Consider the following 15,197-nt stretch of genomic DNA (forward strand, 5'->3'; position numbering starts at 1 on the left):
GGCCTATTTTAGTTTGCAGCCTGCCACTTGCGCGGTGGACGGCTGATCACGATCGAAACATGTCGTGGTATTTCCTCTTAACATGATGATTTCACGCGTGAACAGGACGCTTTGGCACAGTTAGCGCAACCAACATGAGTTTAGCGCAATCATGTCTACATCTGGTGGGGTTGCTTAAAATTGAAGATACAAAATCTATGTTGTTCAGCAGAAAATAAGGGTTTTAGGTGCCAAATAAGTCACGCATCTGTAGCTGATTCGCAGTTGGGGATTGATCTGAAACGAGAAACACGCGAGTCATAGTGAAAAAAATAAACTGGCAATTGAGCAGTATAAGGAAGCAGGCATGTCCAAAATCGCATTGGTGGACGACGACAGGAATATCCTGACGTCGGTCTTTATGACTCTCGAGGCCGAAGGCTTTGAGGTTGAAACCTATAACGACGGTCAATCAGCGCTAGATGCGTTCAATCGCAAGCTGCCTGATATGGCCGTTCTTGATATCAAAATGCCGCGCATGGATGGAATGGACTTGCTTCAACGCTTGCGCCAGAAAACGTCAATGCCGGTTATCTTTCTGACCTCCAAAGATGATGAGATTGACGAAGTCTTGGGTCTGCGTATGGGTGCAGATGACTACGTCAAAAAGCCTTTCTCTCAACGTTTGCTGGTCGAGCGTATTCGTGCCTTGTTGCGTCGCCAAGATGCAGAAGCAGGTGTCGTTGTTGCGGAAACTGACGAAAACAAAGTCATTGAGCGCGGTGATCTGACGATGGATCCATTGCGCCATGTAGTGAAGTGGAAGGGCAAGGATGTTACGTTGACCGTGACAGAATTCTTGTTGCTCCAAGCGCTTGCTCAACGCCCTGGTTTTGTGAAAAGCCGCGATCAGTTGATGGATGTCGCTTATGACGATCAAGTTTACGTGGATGACCGCACCATCGATAGCCACATCAAGCGTCTGCGCAAAAAGATGCGTACCGTAGACACAGAGTTTTCGGCAATCGAAACGCTCTACGGCATCGGTTACAGGTACAACGAAGAGTAATGGCCCTCGCAGAACGCATAACGTCGGCGCGCGCGCCACGCGCACGTCAAGAAGTCGATGTAGTTCTGGGCGACGATTGGGTCTCTCCGGACAGCACCGTTGACAAAGAGGTGCGTGACCAGCGTAATCGCCGTGGGTTTTTTTCGCTCAAGCGGAGTGCGCTGACGCGGAAAATCATTACCTTTAACCTGATAGCTTTGAATATCTTGGTGGCAGGTATCCTCTACCTGAACTCATCGCGTGACAGTCTTGCTTCACAGCGCGCAGCCTCATTGGTTGGCGAAGTAGAGCTGGTCGCAGATGTTTTCGAAGCACAAATAGAAATGAGCGATGGCCAAACCTTGGCTGCTGCAGACGAGCAGATTTCAGCGACCTTGGCAGCGCTCGATTTACGAAATTCTGTCCAAGTTTTTGTTTTTGGCTCTGAAGGCGGGCTCGTTGCGAATGCAACTGGCAGCACTGCGAACCTAGGTACGGAACTGGGTGAAAGTCAGAGTAAAACGCTCATCGTCGATGCGTTGTCAAAGTTTTGGTCTCTTACTACATCGCCATTCATAAGTGACACACCTGTTCAAATTCCCCCGCTAGAAGAACAGTTACGTGATCTTGTGGGCAAATCTGCCAGCGGTGAAACAGTCGTTGGTAAAGGGTTGAACCCCGAAGGCGGCGCAATTTTCATTGTAACGACCCCGATTATGACTGCGGGTCAAAGCGTTGGTGTGGTGGCGCTTGCAAGTGCGTCAGGCGAAATTGACATGTTGGTGAAAAGCGAGCGCGAGCGCGTCCTGCAAATGTTCCTTATCGCTACTCTTGTCTCTATCGGATTGAGCTTGGTCCTTGCGTCGACAATTTCTAACCCGCTCTCTGACCTCGCGATGGCTGCTGAAGTTGGGCGCCGCAATCATAGTGGCAAAGTGAGCCCATCCCGGATCCGTATTCCCGATTTGACGGCACGTCCCGACGAAATTGGCCGTCTTTCTGGTGCGCTCAGGGGCATGGTTGCAGCGCTTTATGATCGCATCGATAGCAACGAACAGTTTGCAGCAGATGTTGCGCACGAAATCAAAAACCCTTTGGCGTCTTTACGGTCCGCTGTCGGAACGATGCGTGTTGCCAAGCGCGAAGATCAACGCGAAAAACTGTTGCAAGTGATTGAACATGACGTGCGTCGTTTGGACCGCCTCGTGAGCGACATATCCAATGCGTCGCGTCTTGATAGTGAGTTGGTGAAAGAAGAAGAAGAACGCTTTGATTTGCTCCATATGGTTGGCAATTTGACAGAGTATTTGGGTCAGCAAGCCAGTGACGACGGCATCGAATTTATCGCTGATTTGCCTTCTGAGCCGATCATGATTTCTGGTCTGGAAGGACGTCTTGCGCAGGTCTTTGTCAATCTGATCACGAACGCGACGAGTTTCTGTGAAGAAGGTGATGCAATCCGCGTTTGGGCGCGCCAGCGGGAAAACCGTGTGCTCGTCGTTGTCGAAGACACAGGGCCGGGCATTCCAGAGCAGGCTTTGAGCAAAGTGTTCAAGCGGTTTTATTCTGAGCGTCCAGAGGGACAATTTGGCAATAATTCCGGCCTTGGCCTCGCGATTTCTAAGCAAATCGTTGAAGCGCATGGCGGTGTCATTTGGGCTGAAAATATCCGCCCGACAGCCGCTGACGTAACGTCTGAGCCACTTGGTGCGCGTTTCGTTGTTGGCCTTCCTATCTAAACCTAATGCTTGATGACGCAAAAATTCAGCACCATGCAACAGTAGTTGCATGGGCTGGTAGCGGCGTCATGATTATTGGCAAACCGGGGTCAGGTAAAACTAGTCTGGCGTTACATTTGATGGCGCTTGGTTGCGATCTTGTCGCCGACGATCGCACTGAATTGCACAAGCAAGGGGATCAACTCGTCGCACGTTGCCCCTTAGCGATCCAAGGCCAAATCGAAGCGCGTGGATTTGGAATTTTGCAGACACCATTTATCGTAAACGCTGTGATTGTTTGTGTCGTGGACCTAGACCAGACAGAACAAAAGCGCCTGCCGGAACATAAAACAACTACGCTTTGCGGTGTCACGCTCCCTTTTTTTCACAAAGCCGACATTGGTGTTTTGCCTTTCGCCCTTTTGCAATACCTTAAAGGTTCAAAGCTGCTTCGAGTTTGAGTGAGATCCCATTTAATGAGCGCAGACCTATCGATTAGCCCTGTAAAACAACGGCTCATTCTTGTGACCGGGCCCTCTGGCGCGGGTCGCTCTACTGCGATCAATGCGCTGGAAGACCTTGGTTATGAGGCAATCGATAACCTACCGTTGTCGCTTTTGCCGCGTTTGATGCAGGGGCCTGCTCATGAAAAACCTCTCGCATTGGGGTTAGATACGCGCAATCGAGAGTTTTCAACTGCTGCGTTAATGGACGCGATTGAAGAATTGAGCGCGCGCAGAGCATATGATTTTGATGTGCTTTTCATTGACTGCTCGGACAACGTTTTGCTGCGCCGCTTCTCTGAAACACGTCGCCGGCATCCTATGGCTGGCGCGGATGATCCCTTGCGTGGCATAGCGCGCGAAAAGCAGATGTTGGAAAGCATACGTCAGCGTGCGAGCATATTGATTGATAGCACTGAACTTAGTCCACACGACATGCGCGCTGAAGTATCACGGCTTTTCTCGCTCGAAATTGAGCAAAAACTCTCGGTTTCGCTGCATTCCTTTTCTTATAAACGGGGTCTGCCGCGCTCTGCCGATATGGTGCTGGATTGCCGTTTTTTGCGTAATCCGCATTGGGAGCCAGAGCTGCGCCTAATGACCGGTCTTGATCCGGCTGTTGCCGAATATGTGTCCCAAGACCTGCGCTACCCCGCCTTTTTTCAGCACATCAAAGATCTCTGTGACACGCTGCTGCCTGCTTACCAAGAAGAAGGTAAGTCGCATTTCACGATTGCATTCGGATGCACCGGCGGGCGGCATCGCTCAGTTACCTTAACGGAAGCAACGTCGCAGATGCTTGCACAAACGGGGTGGCAAGTGTCATGTAGGCATAGGGAATTGCAGCGCGAATTTGGCAGTGCTCTATGACTCACTTGCAACTAGGAAAGATCGGCAAGGTGCTTCAGTGATTGGAATTGTGATCGTTGCTCATGGTGGGCTTGCGCGGGAGTATCGCGCAGCGATTGAGCATGTGGTGGGCGCGCAAAGCGGCATCGAAGCGATTGCTATTTTGCCAGATCACGATCGCACTGTGAAAGAGGCCGAAATCTGTGCGGCGGCGGAATCGGTGGATGCTGGCGCAGGTGTTGTCATGGTCACTGATCTTTTTGGTGGCTCGCCCTCGAACTTGTCTTTGCGGGCTTGCCGTGTGAGTGGGCGACGTATTCTTTATGGCGCAAATCTGCCGATGTTGGTGAAACTCGCTAAGTCCAGAGACCTGCCGCTTGCTGAAGCTGTGCGTTTGTCTCTAGATGCGGGGCGCAAATATATTGATAGTCAAAACTATTCAAACGTTTGAATTAAAGGTATTATTTTCATGTCTGAGACCGTTCAACGCACTCTAAATATCATCAATGAAAAGGGCTTGCACGCGCGTGCGTCGGCCAAATTTGTTGAAGTGACGGAAGGGTTTGAAGCAAGCGCAGATGTCAGTCGCGAGGGGATGAACGCAACGGGTGACAGTATTATGGGGCTTTTGATGTTGGCAGCTTCCAAAGGAACAAGTATCAACGTAGAGACGCGTGGACCTGACGCGATCGCATTGGCTGATGCATTGGAAGCGTTGGTGTCGGACAGATTCGGCGAAGACGTGTAGTAGAAACGGAGAGTTCTGCTGGGATTGAAATGACAAGGAACTGGCCAAAGCTATGGTTGAGAGAGCGCAGAGACCCGCAGTAATGACGACGCCCGACGCCGGAGCGAGCGAACCTGCGACCTATGACAAGCGCAAGCTGTCCTACGCAAATACGTTCACAAACCCATGTAAAGCTAACACGATCCGCGTGATGGAGTGGTTGACCGGAAAAATCCCTCTCATTCGTTTGGTCCGCCGTTTTGAGCGAGATGGTGCTGCAGAGGGTCAAGTGTTCTGGTCTCAGGCGCTCTATCATATGGGGATTGAGCTGCTCACACCAGATGAACAAATTGCGCATATTCCCAAGACTGGCCCTGTGATTATTGTGGCGAACCACCCGCATGGTCTGGTGGATGGCATGATTTTGGCCGAACTGATTGGTCGCGTACGTACGGATTATCGCATTCTCACACGCTCGCTTTTGACGGGTGTGAGCGAGATCGAAGAATTTATGATCCCAGTGCCATTTCCGCACGAAGAAGACGCGCGCGAGCAAAGCCTTGAGATGCGTCGCCTTGCGATGGATCATCTTGCCAATGATGGTGTGCTGGTGCTGTTTCCATCTGGTGTTGTTGCATGTTCGCAAACTTGGTTTGGTCCCGCGATTGAAAAGCAGTGGAACCCGTTTACTGCGAAGATGATACACCGTTCAGGTGCGACTGTGGTGCCAGTCCACTTCCCTGGTCAAAACAGTCGGACCTACCAGATTGCCAACCGCCTTTCTGCGACCTTGCGTCAAGGTTTGCTCATTCATGAGGTGATGCACGCTTGCGGTAAGCCGCAAAAGCCTGTTGTTGGCGCGCCCTTTGATGCTGACGAGATCAAAAAATGGTCCGGCAATCCACGTGGCTTCATGGCGTGGCTGCGTGAGCAAACGATGAGCCTTGGTAAGAAGTAGCCGCGATTAACGTGTTGGAACAGGCACATCACCGCGATAATCATAAAACCCGCGCTTCGTTTTGCGCCCTAGCCAGCCTGCTTCTACGTATTTGGTGAGCAAAGGGCATGGGCGGTATTTGGTGTCAGCCAAGCCGTCATGCAAAACGTTCATGATCGCGAGGCAGGTATCGAGCCCAATAAAATCGGCCAATTCGAGCGGACCCATCGGGTGATTTGCACCAAGTTTTAAGGATTGGTCGATGGAATGAACGGAGCCCACGCCTTCATAAAGCGTGTAGACCGCTTCGTTGATCATCGGCATCAAGATGCGATTAACGATGAAAGCTGGGAAATCTTCAGCTGAGGCCGCAGTTTTGTTCAGGCGTTCAACCACCGCGAGACAGGCATCATAGGTCGGCTGGTCCGTCGCAATCCCGCGAATAAGCTCAACGAGCTGCATCAAAGGGACGGGGTTCATGAAGTGGAAACCCATAAAGCGCTCAGGGCGGTCGGTCTTGGCTGCGAGTCGTGTGATGGAGATCGAAGATGTATTCGACGTCAGAATCGTATGCTCAGCCAGATGGGGCAAAAGAGTTGCGAAAATTTGATGCTTTATTTCTTCGCGCTCTGTCGCCGCTTCGATGATTAAATCGCACGGGCCTAGGTCGGTTAACGTGACTGTTGTGCTGATGCGCGCCATTGCTTCGGCTTTTTCGAGGACGCTAACGGCGCCTTTTGAAACCTGGCGTTCTATGTTTTTGTCGATGCGCGCAATTGCTGCTTCGAGGGCTTCACCATTGATATCATTGAGTAAAACGTCGTAGCCTGCGAGGGCCATCACATGTGCGATCCCGTTGCCCATCTGGCCTGCGCCAACGACTCCTATGTGTTTGATATCCATGTGCCACTCCTGCGCGAATTATAGGGTGATAGTAGGCTTTTGGTTAAGACGTCCGCAAGGGTCACTCGTTCCAGTTTGTCTTAAGTTTACTGTTTAGTAATTTGTTTAGGGATTTGAGCGATTTTAACTTTGGGTGAATAAAGGGGTGATTGGCATGAGCTATGATAGCAAAGGCCTCAATCGTATAGACTATGAGCTATGCAACTATGATGGATCGCGCATTACATTTCGTGGACCGAAAACGGATATTGGACAGCGCTACATTGCGTTTTTGGGTGCGACGGAAACATTTGGGAAATTCGTTGAAGACCCATTTCCCAAGCTGTTGGCAGAGTTTTTGCCTGCAAAACCGATGAATTTGGGGATGATCAACGGGGGTGTTGATGCAATTCTTGGCGATAAATTCGTTATGGAAACAGCGAAAAAAGCAGATTTGCGCATTGTCCAAGTGATAGGCGCTCTTAATCAGACGAATCATTATTTCAAAGTCCACCCGCGTCGCAATGATCGCTTTGTTGCCCCGCGTGAGCCGTTGAAACGGATGTTCCCAGAGATCGATTTTGCGGAGTTTCATTTCACCAAGGCGATGCTCACAGCGCTGCATGGATGTTCAAAAAAGCGCTATCGAATGTTGTGTGATGAGCTGCAAAAGAAGTGGCTGACAAGCATGGCAGAGCTGCTTGAACAACTTGGCGAAAAGACGATTTTGCTTTGGTTCGGCTCGGTTCGCCCACCAAAGAACGCTGTACGCAATCCGAAAGATCCTATGTTGATTGACGCAAAAATGATTGCGCAGTTGCGCGGTAAAGCGTCAGCTTATGTAGAATGTGTGCCGGGTCCTCAGGCGGTAGAGAGGGATGCCAATGCATTGCGCGGCACTTTGATGAGCCCGGAGGCAATTCAGCAAGTCATGGGGCCCATCGCACATGCGCAAGCGGCGCAAGCGTTGCAAGAGATCAGTGAACAAATGATGCGGTAGAAACGCAAAAGGCCCGCGTGGGATTCGCGGGCCTTCGCTATTTTCAGAGATCAAAAGCTCAGAGCTTAGACGTCAGATCTGGAACTGCATCGAAGAGATCAGCAACAAGACCAAAGTCAGCGACTTGGAAGATTGGCGCTTCTTCGTCTTTGTTGATCGCAACGATGATCTTTGAGTCTTTCATACCTGCCAAGTGCTGGATCGCACCGGATATACCAACAGCCACATAAAGATCAGGGGCCACGACTTTGCCAGTTTGACCAACCTGCCAGTCGTTTGGTGCGTAACCGCTATCAACCGCCGCGCGTGATGCGCCAACGGCTGCGTTCAGCTTGTCAGCTAGCGCTTCGATGATTTTGAAATCATCCTCAGAGCCAACACCGCGACCACCAGAGACAACCACACCCGCAGATGTGAGTTCTGGACGATCAGATGTTGCGACCTTGTCTTCGACCCAAGAGCTAAGCGCTGGATCAGCCGCCGCACCGATGTTTTCGACAGACGCAGAACCGCCCATGCCGGCCGCATCAAACGTCGCGCCACGGAAGGTAATAACCTTCTTGGCGTCAGATGATTTAACCGTTTGCATGGCGTTGCCCGCGTAGATTGGACGCTCAAACGTGGAGCCGTCAACAACAGCCGTCACATCAGACATCACCATCACATCAAGCAAGGCCGCAACGCGGGGCATGATGTTTTTGGCATCTGTCGTCGCGGGTGCCACGATGTGCTCATAATCGCCCGCAAGCGATACGATCAAGTCTGCGACCGGCTCTGCCAAACGCTTGCCGTAGATTGGATCTTCGGCGCAGAGCACTTTTGCAACGCCGTCAATCTTTGCCGCTTCTGCTGCTGCATCAGCGCAGGTTGCGCCTGTGGCAAGCACAGTTACATCGCCCAACGCCCCTGCCGCTGTTACCGCTTTCGCCGTCGCGTCCAGCGCCAATTCGCCGTCGGTCACTTCTGCAAGTAAGAGAACAGCCATTATACAGCTCCCGCTTCTTTGAGTTTCTCGATCAGTTCATCAACAGAACCGACCTTAATGCCTGCTGCACGTGCCGCTGGCTCAACCGTGTTTACGATTTCCAAGCGTGGCGATGCATCGACGCCGTAATCCGCTGCCGTCTTTTCATCCAAAGGCTTTTTCTTAGCCTTCATGATGTTTGGCAGGGATGCATAACGTGGCTCGTTCAAACGCAAATCAACTGTGACAACCGTCGGCATGTTTACTTTGATTGTCTGCAAGCCGCCGTCAACTTCGCGCGTCACTGTTGCGCTGTCGCCGTCGATGTCGAGCTCGGAGGCGAATGTCGCTTGTGACCAACCCATAAGAGCAGAGAGCATCTGGCCCGTTGCGTTCATGTCATTGTCGATCGCTTGCTTGCCGCAAAGTACGAGGCCCGGCTGCTCTTCGTCGATAATCCCCTTGAGGATTTTCGCAACTGTAAGCGGCTCGATATCTGTGTGAACGTCATCTGATGCAATCACGAGGATAGCGCGATCTGCGCCCATCGCCAAAGCAGTGCGCAAAGTTTCCTGCGCCTGCTTCACGCCGACAGAAACTGCGATCACTTCGTCCGCTTTGCCAGCCTCTTTGAGGCGGATCGCCTGTTCGACAGCAATCTCGTCGAACGGGTTCATGGACATTTTCACGTTGGCGAGATCAACACCGCTTCCATCCGCTTTGACGCGAACTTTCACGTTATAATCAATCACGCGTTTGACAGGTACGATGACCTTCATTGGCGGAAGCTCCCTTTTGGATGCGCCGAGGCGCAAAATTACACGGCCTGAATACGCAGGTGTGCGAAGAATCAACAGACCAAAACCGACGCGCTCTTAAGGCATGACGTCGCGTTTGTGAAAAAATGGCTGATTTTTTCATGAAGTCAATCAGTAAGGACGAAAACGGGTTAACGGTTTGCCCCGGGAACCCAAAGAACGTCGTCTTTGCCGCCATTGTTGACAACACGACCTGCGACAAAGAACCAATCAGAGAGCCGGTTCAAATATTTCACTGCCGCAGGGTTGACCGATTCCGTCGTGGCAAGTTCGACCGACAACCGTTCTGCACGGCGCGAGACCGTACGGCACAGATGCATTTGTGCCGCCAGCGCAGAGCCACCTGGCAAAATAAAGCTACGCAGCGGCTCAAGATCGGCGTTCATCACGTCGATCTCGCTTTCTAGTCGGGCAACCTGTGTGTCTGTCATCCGCAGTGGCGCATATTCGGCGTCTTTGTCTTTCTCCATGTCAGGGCGACACAGATCAGCACCAAGATCGAATAGATCGTTCTGGATCATACCCAGCATTGCATCCATATCACCGCTCGCGTGCTGACGCGCAAGGCCCACGGTGGCGTTGGTTTCATCCACTGTACCATAGGCGTTTACGCGCATGGAATGCTTGGCGACGCGCGCGCCATTGCCAAGCGCTGTTTCACCAGCATCGCCAGTCTTTGTGTAGATTTTATTGAGAACGACCATGGTTTAACCCCTTGTAAAGTATACGACTGCGAGGATCAGAATAACCGCCACGAATTGCGCGTAGATGCGGTACCGCATGATGCGGTTGGCGTGCTTGCGATTAAATTCGCCGCCTTTCGCAAATCCACCGATGCCGACCATAAGAATGCCGACAACCGCGAGCATTGCGATGATCATGATAATAAAGAGCGGATCACTTGCCATATTCAGTCCTCACTGGCTTTGATGTCTATCTAGGGGTGTAGCCGCAAAAAGCGAGTGCTTTATGCTTTTGAAACGAACCAATCGAGCATACGTGTGCTGAACAGACGTCTGAGGGTACCCATGATATAGGTCGCTTTGGTCACATAATAGCGTGGCTTAGGACGCGCGGCGATGCAAGCATGGAGCAGTTTTTGCGTGACCGCACTTGCGGGCAGTTCAAACGGATCAGGGCCGGAACTGGTATAGAGGCGGTCGATGAGCGCGCTTTCATACTGGTCGCGGCGTGCGGAGTTCTTCCAGTCGATCCAACGTTCAAAATGCGGGATGGAATTGACGCGAATGTCGGACGTCACTGGGCCAGGTTCGATCAAAATGATCTCAATGTCCGTATCGCGCATTTCTATGCGCAAAGTATCGCTAAGACCTTCCATTGCGAATTTCGTCGCAGAATAAGCTCCGCGCCACTTCATGGTGACGATGCCTAATACAGACGAACAATTGATTATCCGCCCATGCCCCTGCGCCCGCATCACTGGGATTACCGCGCGTGTTAGATCATGAACACCAAACAGATTGCATTCGAAAATCTCGCGAAGGCCATCACGCGGCAAATCCTCCACCGCACCGGGCAGGGCGTAGGCCCCATTGTTAAAAACCGCATCAAGTGTGCCGCCCGTCGCTTCAAGAACGCTTGCAAGGCCGGAAGTGATTGTTTCGGCGTCGGAGTAATCGATCAACGGGCATTCGAACCCTTCGCTTTGCAAACGCGCGCAATCCTCTTGCTTGCGGCAAGACGCGAAAACGCGCCATCCGGCTTTGCGCATGCCATGCGCAGCGTCATAGCCGATACCGCTGGAACACCCTGTGATGAGGATGGTTTTCTGTGTGTTTGTCTTTTGCATGAAAAAACCCGCCGCTGAAGATCAGGGCGGGCTTATCACGCGAAACGAGGTTCGCAAATTAGATGTTTGATGCCGTGAGCAAGAAATCAGCCATCCAGCCGATACGGCCACTATCCATGACTTTCAACTTGACCCAACCATCGCCGGGATCTTGTAAAATTTCGACTTCATCGCCGTTGTTCAGCTTTGCGACGACGCTAAAGTTCTGGCCCGGACCCTGACGCATGTTCACGCGTGCGGCTGTGACCTTGCGCATATCTGCGGCGGGTTCTTCTTCGACCACGGTCTCCAAGACTGCGGCGACCTCGGTCACAGCTTCGATTTTTTCTTCTTCAACTAAAGGGGTTGTGGCAGCGTTCTCTTGAACAACTGTACCCGAAGTTGAAACTGTTGCACTGGCAAGCACGACTTGTGCTTCTGGCTGCGTCTTGAGACGCTCGGCTTTGGTCTGTGCAATCAGCCGTTGTTCTTCGGCCTGTTCAATCGCGAGCGCTGCGCGCTTTTCATCTGCAATAGCAACGAATTCGCAGCCGCCACTTAACTCATAAAACGCAAACGCCATAAATGCGAATGTGATGACAATGATCTTACCCATGATCCCCCCGGAAACATACCCGGCGCTTCACACGCCTGTTGGGTATCCTTATACCTGATTCCAAACCCGTGTGAGGGGTTAAAAAATAAATTGTTTCCCCGTTGCACGAATACAAATCCACATTCTTGAAGCGCTTCGCATCTTGCCGCTGTGAATCGGGACGGCTAGAAGCACTTCTATGAGCGACGATACCAAAAACATTGATCCGTTGGTCCCAGACCTGAGTGAGCCTTTGCGCCGCGCTCTTGGTGACCGCTATCTGACCTACGCGCTCTCAACGATTATGCACCGTGCTTTGCCCGATGCGCGCGACGGTTTGAAACCTGTTCATCGCCGCATTCTTTTTGCGATGCGCGAGCTCAAACTCTCTTCAACTGGTGGGTTTCGTAAGTCCGCGAAGATTTCTGGCGACGTGATGGGCAATTATCACCCGCATGGTGATGCTGCCATCTACGATGCGATGGCGCGTCTCGCGCAGGACTTCAACGTTCGATATCCGCTTGTGGACGGGCAGGGTAACTTCGGCAACATCGACGGCGATAACCCTGCGGCTGCGCGCTACACTGAAGCGCGCATGACGTCTGCCGCCGAAGCGTTGATCGAAGGTCTCGCTGAAAATGCTGTTGATTTTCGCGAAAATTATGATGGCACGCTTACAGAGCCTGTGGTCATGCCTGCGAGCTTCCCGAACCTATTGGCAAATGGCTCTAGCGGTATCGCTGTGGGTATGGCGACGAACATCCCGCCGCATAACATTGCCGAGCTGTGTGACGCGTGCCTGCATTTGATCAAAACGCCCGATGCGCGCGATGAGACGTTGATGAACTTTGTTCCGGGTCCAGACTTTCCGACGGGCGGTACAATTGTTGAGCCTAGGGAAAATATCGTCGAAGCCTATCGCACAGGTCGCGGCTCGTTCCGTCTTCGCTGTAAGTATGAGGTTGAAGACCTTGGGCGTGGACAATGGCAGGTTGTTGTCACCGAAATTCCCTATCAGGTTCAGAAATCCAAGCTGATCGAAAAGATCGCGGAGCTGATCCAGAACAAGAAAATCCCGATCCTTGGCGATATCCGCGACGAGAGTGCGGAAGATGTGCGCATTGTGCTTGAACCACGCTCCAAGAATGTTGAGCCCGAGATTTTGATGAACATGCTTTATCGCAGTTCCGATCTTGAAGTGCGTTTCTCTCTTAACATGAACGTGCTGATCGACGGTTTAACGCCAAAAGTTTGCTCAATGAAGGAAGTGCTGCGTGCCTTCCTTGATCATCGCCGCGATGTGTTGATCCGCCGTTCCACCTACCGCATGGAAAAGATTGACCACCGTCTTGAGGTCTTAGAGGGCTTGATTATTGCCTTCCTCAATCTGGACCGCGTGATTGATATCATCCGCTATGATGACGATCCCAAAGCTGCGCTAATGCGTGAAGATTGGGGCCGTACATTTGTGCGCGCGATGAGCGAGAAAGACTACGTTGGCCCGCCTGAAGGCGAAGGTGAGCTGACGGAAGTTCAAGCGGAAGCCATTCTCAACATGCGCCTGCGCTCTTTGCGTCGCCTTGAAGAGATGGAGCTGAAGCGCGAGCGCGATGCGCTGATGGAAGAGCGCGCAGGTCTCGACGACTTGCTGAACAGCGGTGATCTGCAGTGGAACCGCATTGCAGAGCAAATCCGCGAAACCAAAAAGCAGTTTGGTAAAGATCATCCCGCTGGCGCGCGCCGCTCTGTCTTCGCCGAAGCCGGCGAAGTCGAAGAGGTTCCGTTAGAGGCAATGATAGATCGTGAGCCGATCACAGTTGTTTGCTCTGAAATGGGCTGGATCCGCGCGATGACGGGTCACATTGATTTGACGCGCGAATTGAAGTTCAAAGACGGCGATGGTCCGCGTTTTGTGTTTCATGCGGAAACCACAGATCGCTTGCTCGCATTCGGCTCAAATGGACGTTTCTACACCGTTTCCGCGGCCAACCTTCCTGGTGGGCGCGGCATGGGCGAACCGCTTCGCTTGATTGTTGATCTGCCCAATGAGGCCGAGATTGTCGATCTCTTTATCCACAAAGCGGGCCGCAAGCTGCTTGTTGCCTCCTCTGCGGGGGACGGCTTTGTGGTGCCTGAGGATGATGTCGTTGCGCAAACGCGCTCTGGCAAACAGGTGCTGAACGTACGCGGCGACACGCGTGCGCGGGTCTGTAAACCGGTTGGTGGCGATAGTGTGGCTGTCGTGGGTGAGAATCGAAAAGTTCTTGTATTCCTGCTGGATGAGCTGCCTGAAATGGGTCGGGGCAAGGGCGTGCGTTTGCAAAAGTACAAAGATGGCGGCATGTCGGATGTGACGACTTTCACAATGGCAGAGGGTTTGTCGTGGCTCGATCCTGCAGGTCGTACGCGCACAGAGCTGGAATTGGCCGAATGGCTGGGCAAGCGTGCTGGCTCTGGCCGCATGGCACCACGCGGTTTCCCGCGCGACAATCGCTTTAATTAGCGGATTGATTGAACTTGCGTGCGCGCTGCGCTAGCACTGCGCGGCTGCCAAAGGGGTTCTTCATGTTTCGATTCTTTATCATTCTGCTCGCTGCTGCGTTTCTAGCCGCTTGCGAGAACATCGACGATATCTCTGGCAAGCCAGCGCCGATTGGTGAATTTGCACTTGGTCATAACGTCGTTGTTGCACCCAATCTGGTTATGGGTCCTGCATCACGAGAAGCTTCTGATGAGGATTGGATCGCGTCAGTTACCAAAGCAATTGGCGACCGCTTTTCGCGGTATGAGGGCGAACAGCTCTATCATTTTGGTGTTTCACTAGAAGGATACGTTCTTGCTCAACCGGGTATCCCTATACTTCTGTCTCCAAAATCTGCGTTGATCTTAAAGCTGACAGTTTGGGACGATGCGGCGGGCGTAAAACTTAACGAAGAGCCAGAGCAGATTACTGTGTTGGAAAATCTCGATGGCGATTCTGTGATTGGCTCTGGTCTTACGAAAACGGCGGACGAGCAAATGCTGGCACTGTCTGAGAACGCTGCAAAGCTGATTCAGCGTTGGATCACGCGTCAACATCGTCAGGAAAAGTGGTTTAAACAACGTGGTGATACAACGCCTGCAATCGCTGAGGAAACGCCAGAAGAGACGAGCGAAGAAAGTGTCGCGGACGTAGAAGAAACAGTGGAAGAGACAAAGGCAGTCGTCGAAGAGACCCTCGAAACCGCAGTGGACGAAGTGGCGACGAACTGACGCTTGATTTCTTTTCACGAAGCCAATATGTGCGCGGCAGAGTAATACGGGTTCGCTTTGAACCCCCTAATCTGTGAGGCTCCACCATGGGCAAGGAAAAGTTTGAACGCAATAAACCGCACGTCAACATCGGCAC

The 15,197-nt window shown here is 52.1% G+C and carries 17 protein-coding genes; 10 read left to right on the top strand and 7 right to left on the bottom strand.

The annotated features are described in order from the left end of the window. Positions 1-346: 346 nt before the first annotated feature. The 7 genes from PFRI_RS03760 to PFRI_RS03790 all read left to right on the top strand — a co-directional run bounded on the left by PFRI_RS03760 (position 347) and on the right by PFRI_RS03790 (position 5,782). Positions 347-1,048 (top strand): response regulator transcription factor, encoded by a 702-nt coding sequence (locus tag PFRI_RS03760; RefSeq protein WP_072629405.1) that lies wholly within the window; start codon positions 347-349, stop codon positions 1,046-1,048. After that, positions 1,048-2,766, top strand: coding sequence for a sensor histidine kinase (locus PFRI_RS03765; protein ID WP_072629406.1), 1,719 nt, complete (start codon positions 1,048-1,050; stop codon positions 2,764-2,766). Before PFRI_RS03760 ends, PFRI_RS03765 begins: the two co-directional genes overlap by 1 nt. A gap of 5 nt (positions 2,767-2,771) precedes the next feature. Further along, positions 2,772-3,206: an HPr kinase/phosphorylase gene (locus tag PFRI_RS03770; protein WP_072629407.1), complete on the top strand. Its 435-nt coding sequence runs from the start codon at positions 2,772-2,774 to the stop codon at positions 3,204-3,206. Positions 3,207-3,221: 15 nt separating this feature from the next. Continuing rightward, entirely contained in the window at positions 3,222-4,118 is an 897-nt protein-coding gene (gene rapZ / locus PFRI_RS03775) for an RNase adapter RapZ (protein ID WP_072629408.1), read from the top strand. 37 nt (positions 4,119-4,155) lie between these two features. Further along, entirely contained in the window at positions 4,156-4,548 is a 393-nt protein-coding gene (locus PFRI_RS03780) for a PTS sugar transporter subunit IIA (protein ID WP_072629409.1), read from the top strand. A gap of 18 nt (positions 4,549-4,566) precedes the next feature. Further along, complete coding sequence (locus PFRI_RS03785) at positions 4,567-4,845, top strand: HPr family phosphocarrier protein (protein ID WP_072629410.1); 279 nt, start codon at positions 4,567-4,569, stop codon at positions 4,843-4,845. An 82-nt stretch (positions 4,846-4,927) separates the two neighbouring features. Further along, positions 4,928-5,782 (top strand): lysophospholipid acyltransferase family protein, encoded by an 855-nt coding sequence (locus PFRI_RS03790; RefSeq protein WP_111445456.1) that lies wholly within the window; start codon positions 4,928-4,930, stop codon positions 5,780-5,782. Between the two features lie 6 nt (positions 5,783-5,788). Here the strand turns inward: PFRI_RS03790 and PFRI_RS03795 are convergent, their stop codons facing one another. Next, positions 5,789-6,664 carry a 3-hydroxybutyryl-CoA dehydrogenase gene (locus PFRI_RS03795; RefSeq protein ID WP_072629412.1) on the bottom strand — a complete coding sequence of 292 codons (876 nt, stop codon included), beginning with the start codon at positions 6,662-6,664 and terminating at the stop codon, positions 5,789-5,791. Positions 6,665-6,818: 154 nt separating this feature from the next. On the opposite strand from PFRI_RS03795, the gene PFRI_RS03800 reads away from it, so the two are divergent. Next, positions 6,819-7,643: a DUF6473 family protein gene (locus PFRI_RS03800; RefSeq protein WP_072629413.1), complete on the top strand. Its 825-nt coding sequence runs from the start codon at positions 6,819-6,821 to the stop codon at positions 7,641-7,643. 58 nt (positions 7,644-7,701) lie between these two features. On the opposite strand, the gene PFRI_RS03805 is transcribed toward PFRI_RS03800, so the two are convergent. The 6 genes from PFRI_RS03805 to PFRI_RS03830 form a co-directional block, all read right to left on the bottom strand. Next, positions 7,702-8,628 carry an electron transfer flavoprotein subunit alpha/FixB family protein gene (locus PFRI_RS03805; RefSeq protein ID WP_072629414.1) on the bottom strand — a complete coding sequence of 309 codons (927 nt, stop codon included), beginning with the start codon at positions 8,626-8,628 and terminating at the stop codon, positions 7,702-7,704. Further along, on the bottom strand, positions 8,628-9,386 hold the full coding sequence (locus tag PFRI_RS03810) for an electron transfer flavoprotein subunit beta/FixA family protein (RefSeq protein ID WP_072629415.1): 759 nt from the start codon (positions 9,384-9,386) through the stop codon (positions 8,628-8,630). The genes PFRI_RS03805 and PFRI_RS03810 overlap by 1 nt, the downstream gene beginning before the upstream one ends. Positions 9,387-9,556: 170 nt before the next feature. Next, a complete protein-coding gene (locus tag PFRI_RS03815; RefSeq protein WP_072629416.1) occupies positions 9,557-10,129 on the bottom strand; it encodes a cob(I)yrinic acid a,c-diamide adenosyltransferase in 573 nt (190 codons plus the stop codon). A 3-nt stretch (positions 10,130-10,132) separates the two neighbouring features. Beyond that, positions 10,133-10,333, bottom strand: a complete 201-nt coding sequence (locus PFRI_RS03820; protein WP_072629417.1) for a twin transmembrane helix small protein — start codon at positions 10,331-10,333, stop codon at positions 10,133-10,135. Positions 10,334-10,392: 59 nt separating this feature from the next. Continuing rightward, the gene (locus PFRI_RS03825) at positions 10,393-11,235 is read right to left on the bottom strand and encodes an SDR family NAD(P)-dependent oxidoreductase (RefSeq protein ID WP_072629418.1); all 843 of its coding nucleotides are present in this window, start codon (positions 11,233-11,235) and stop codon (positions 10,393-10,395) included. A gap of 58 nt (positions 11,236-11,293) precedes the next feature. Beyond that, on the bottom strand, positions 11,294-11,830 hold the full coding sequence (locus PFRI_RS03830; RefSeq protein WP_072629419.1) for an SH3 domain-containing protein: 537 nt from the start codon (positions 11,828-11,830) through the stop codon (positions 11,294-11,296). Between the two features lie 178 nt (positions 11,831-12,008). On the opposite strand from PFRI_RS03830, the gene PFRI_RS03835 reads away from it, so the two are divergent. Together PFRI_RS03835 and PFRI_RS03840 are read left to right on the top strand one after the other, a co-directional pair. Beyond that, on the top strand, positions 12,009-14,312 hold the full coding sequence (locus PFRI_RS03835; RefSeq protein WP_072629420.1) for a DNA topoisomerase IV subunit A: 2,304 nt from the start codon (positions 12,009-12,011) through the stop codon (positions 14,310-14,312). A gap of 62 nt (positions 14,313-14,374) precedes the next feature. Then, the gene (locus PFRI_RS03840; RefSeq protein ID WP_072629421.1) at positions 14,375-15,061 is read left to right on the top strand and encodes a hypothetical protein; all 687 of its coding nucleotides are present in this window, start codon (positions 14,375-14,377) and stop codon (positions 15,059-15,061) included. Positions 15,062-15,197: the final 136 nt, after the last annotated feature.

The sequence above is a fragment of the Planktotalea frisia genome (assembly GCF_001890925.1).
Classification (GTDB): Bacteria; Pseudomonadota; Alphaproteobacteria; order Rhodobacterales; family Rhodobacteraceae; genus Planktotalea; species Planktotalea frisia.

Excerpts from the sequence above, each read along its gene's own strand:
- PFRI_RS03760 (WP_072629405.1), top strand. The coding sequence starts at position 347 with ATGTCCAAAATCGCATTGGTGGACGACGACAGGAATATCCTGACGTCG.
- PFRI_RS03765 (WP_072629406.1), top strand. The coding sequence starts at position 1,048 with ATGGCCCTCGCAGAACGCATAACGTCGGCGCGCGCGCCACGCGCACGT.
- PFRI_RS03770 (WP_072629407.1), top strand. The coding sequence starts at position 2,772 with ATGCTTGATGACGCAAAAATTCAGCACCATGCAACAGTAGTTGCATGG.
- rapZ (WP_072629408.1), top strand. The coding sequence starts at position 3,222 with ATGAGCGCAGACCTATCGATTAGCCCTGTAAAACAACGGCTCATTCTT.
- PFRI_RS03785 (WP_072629410.1), top strand. The coding sequence starts at position 4,567 with ATGTCTGAGACCGTTCAACGCACTCTAAATATCATCAATGAAAAGGGC.
- PFRI_RS03790 (WP_111445456.1), top strand. The coding sequence starts at position 4,928 with ATGACGACGCCCGACGCCGGAGCGAGCGAACCTGCGACCTATGACAAG.
- PFRI_RS03795 (WP_072629412.1), bottom strand. The coding sequence starts at position 6,664 with ATGGATATCAAACACATAGGAGTCGTTGGCGCAGGCCAGATGGGCAAC.
- PFRI_RS03800 (WP_072629413.1), top strand. The coding sequence starts at position 6,819 with ATGAGCTATGATAGCAAAGGCCTCAATCGTATAGACTATGAGCTATGC.
- PFRI_RS03805 (WP_072629414.1), bottom strand. The coding sequence starts at position 8,628 with ATGGCTGTTCTCTTACTTGCAGAAGTGACCGACGGCGAATTGGCGCTG.
- PFRI_RS03810 (WP_072629415.1), bottom strand. The coding sequence starts at position 9,386 with ATGAAGGTCATCGTACCTGTCAAACGCGTGATTGATTATAACGTGAAA.
- PFRI_RS03815 (WP_072629416.1), bottom strand. The coding sequence starts at position 10,129 with ATGGTCGTTCTCAATAAAATCTACACAAAGACTGGCGATGCTGGTGAA.
- PFRI_RS03820 (WP_072629417.1), bottom strand. The coding sequence starts at position 10,333 with ATGGCAAGTGATCCGCTCTTTATTATCATGATCATCGCAATGCTCGCG.
- PFRI_RS03825 (WP_072629418.1), bottom strand. The coding sequence starts at position 11,235 with ATGCAAAAGACAAACACACAGAAAACCATCCTCATCACAGGGTGTTCC.
- PFRI_RS03830 (WP_072629419.1), bottom strand. The coding sequence starts at position 11,830 with ATGGGTAAGATCATTGTCATCACATTCGCATTTATGGCGTTTGCGTTT.
- PFRI_RS03835 (WP_072629420.1), top strand. The coding sequence starts at position 12,009 with ATGAGCGACGATACCAAAAACATTGATCCGTTGGTCCCAGACCTGAGT.
- PFRI_RS03840 (WP_072629421.1), top strand. The coding sequence starts at position 14,375 with ATGTTTCGATTCTTTATCATTCTGCTCGCTGCTGCGTTTCTAGCCGCT.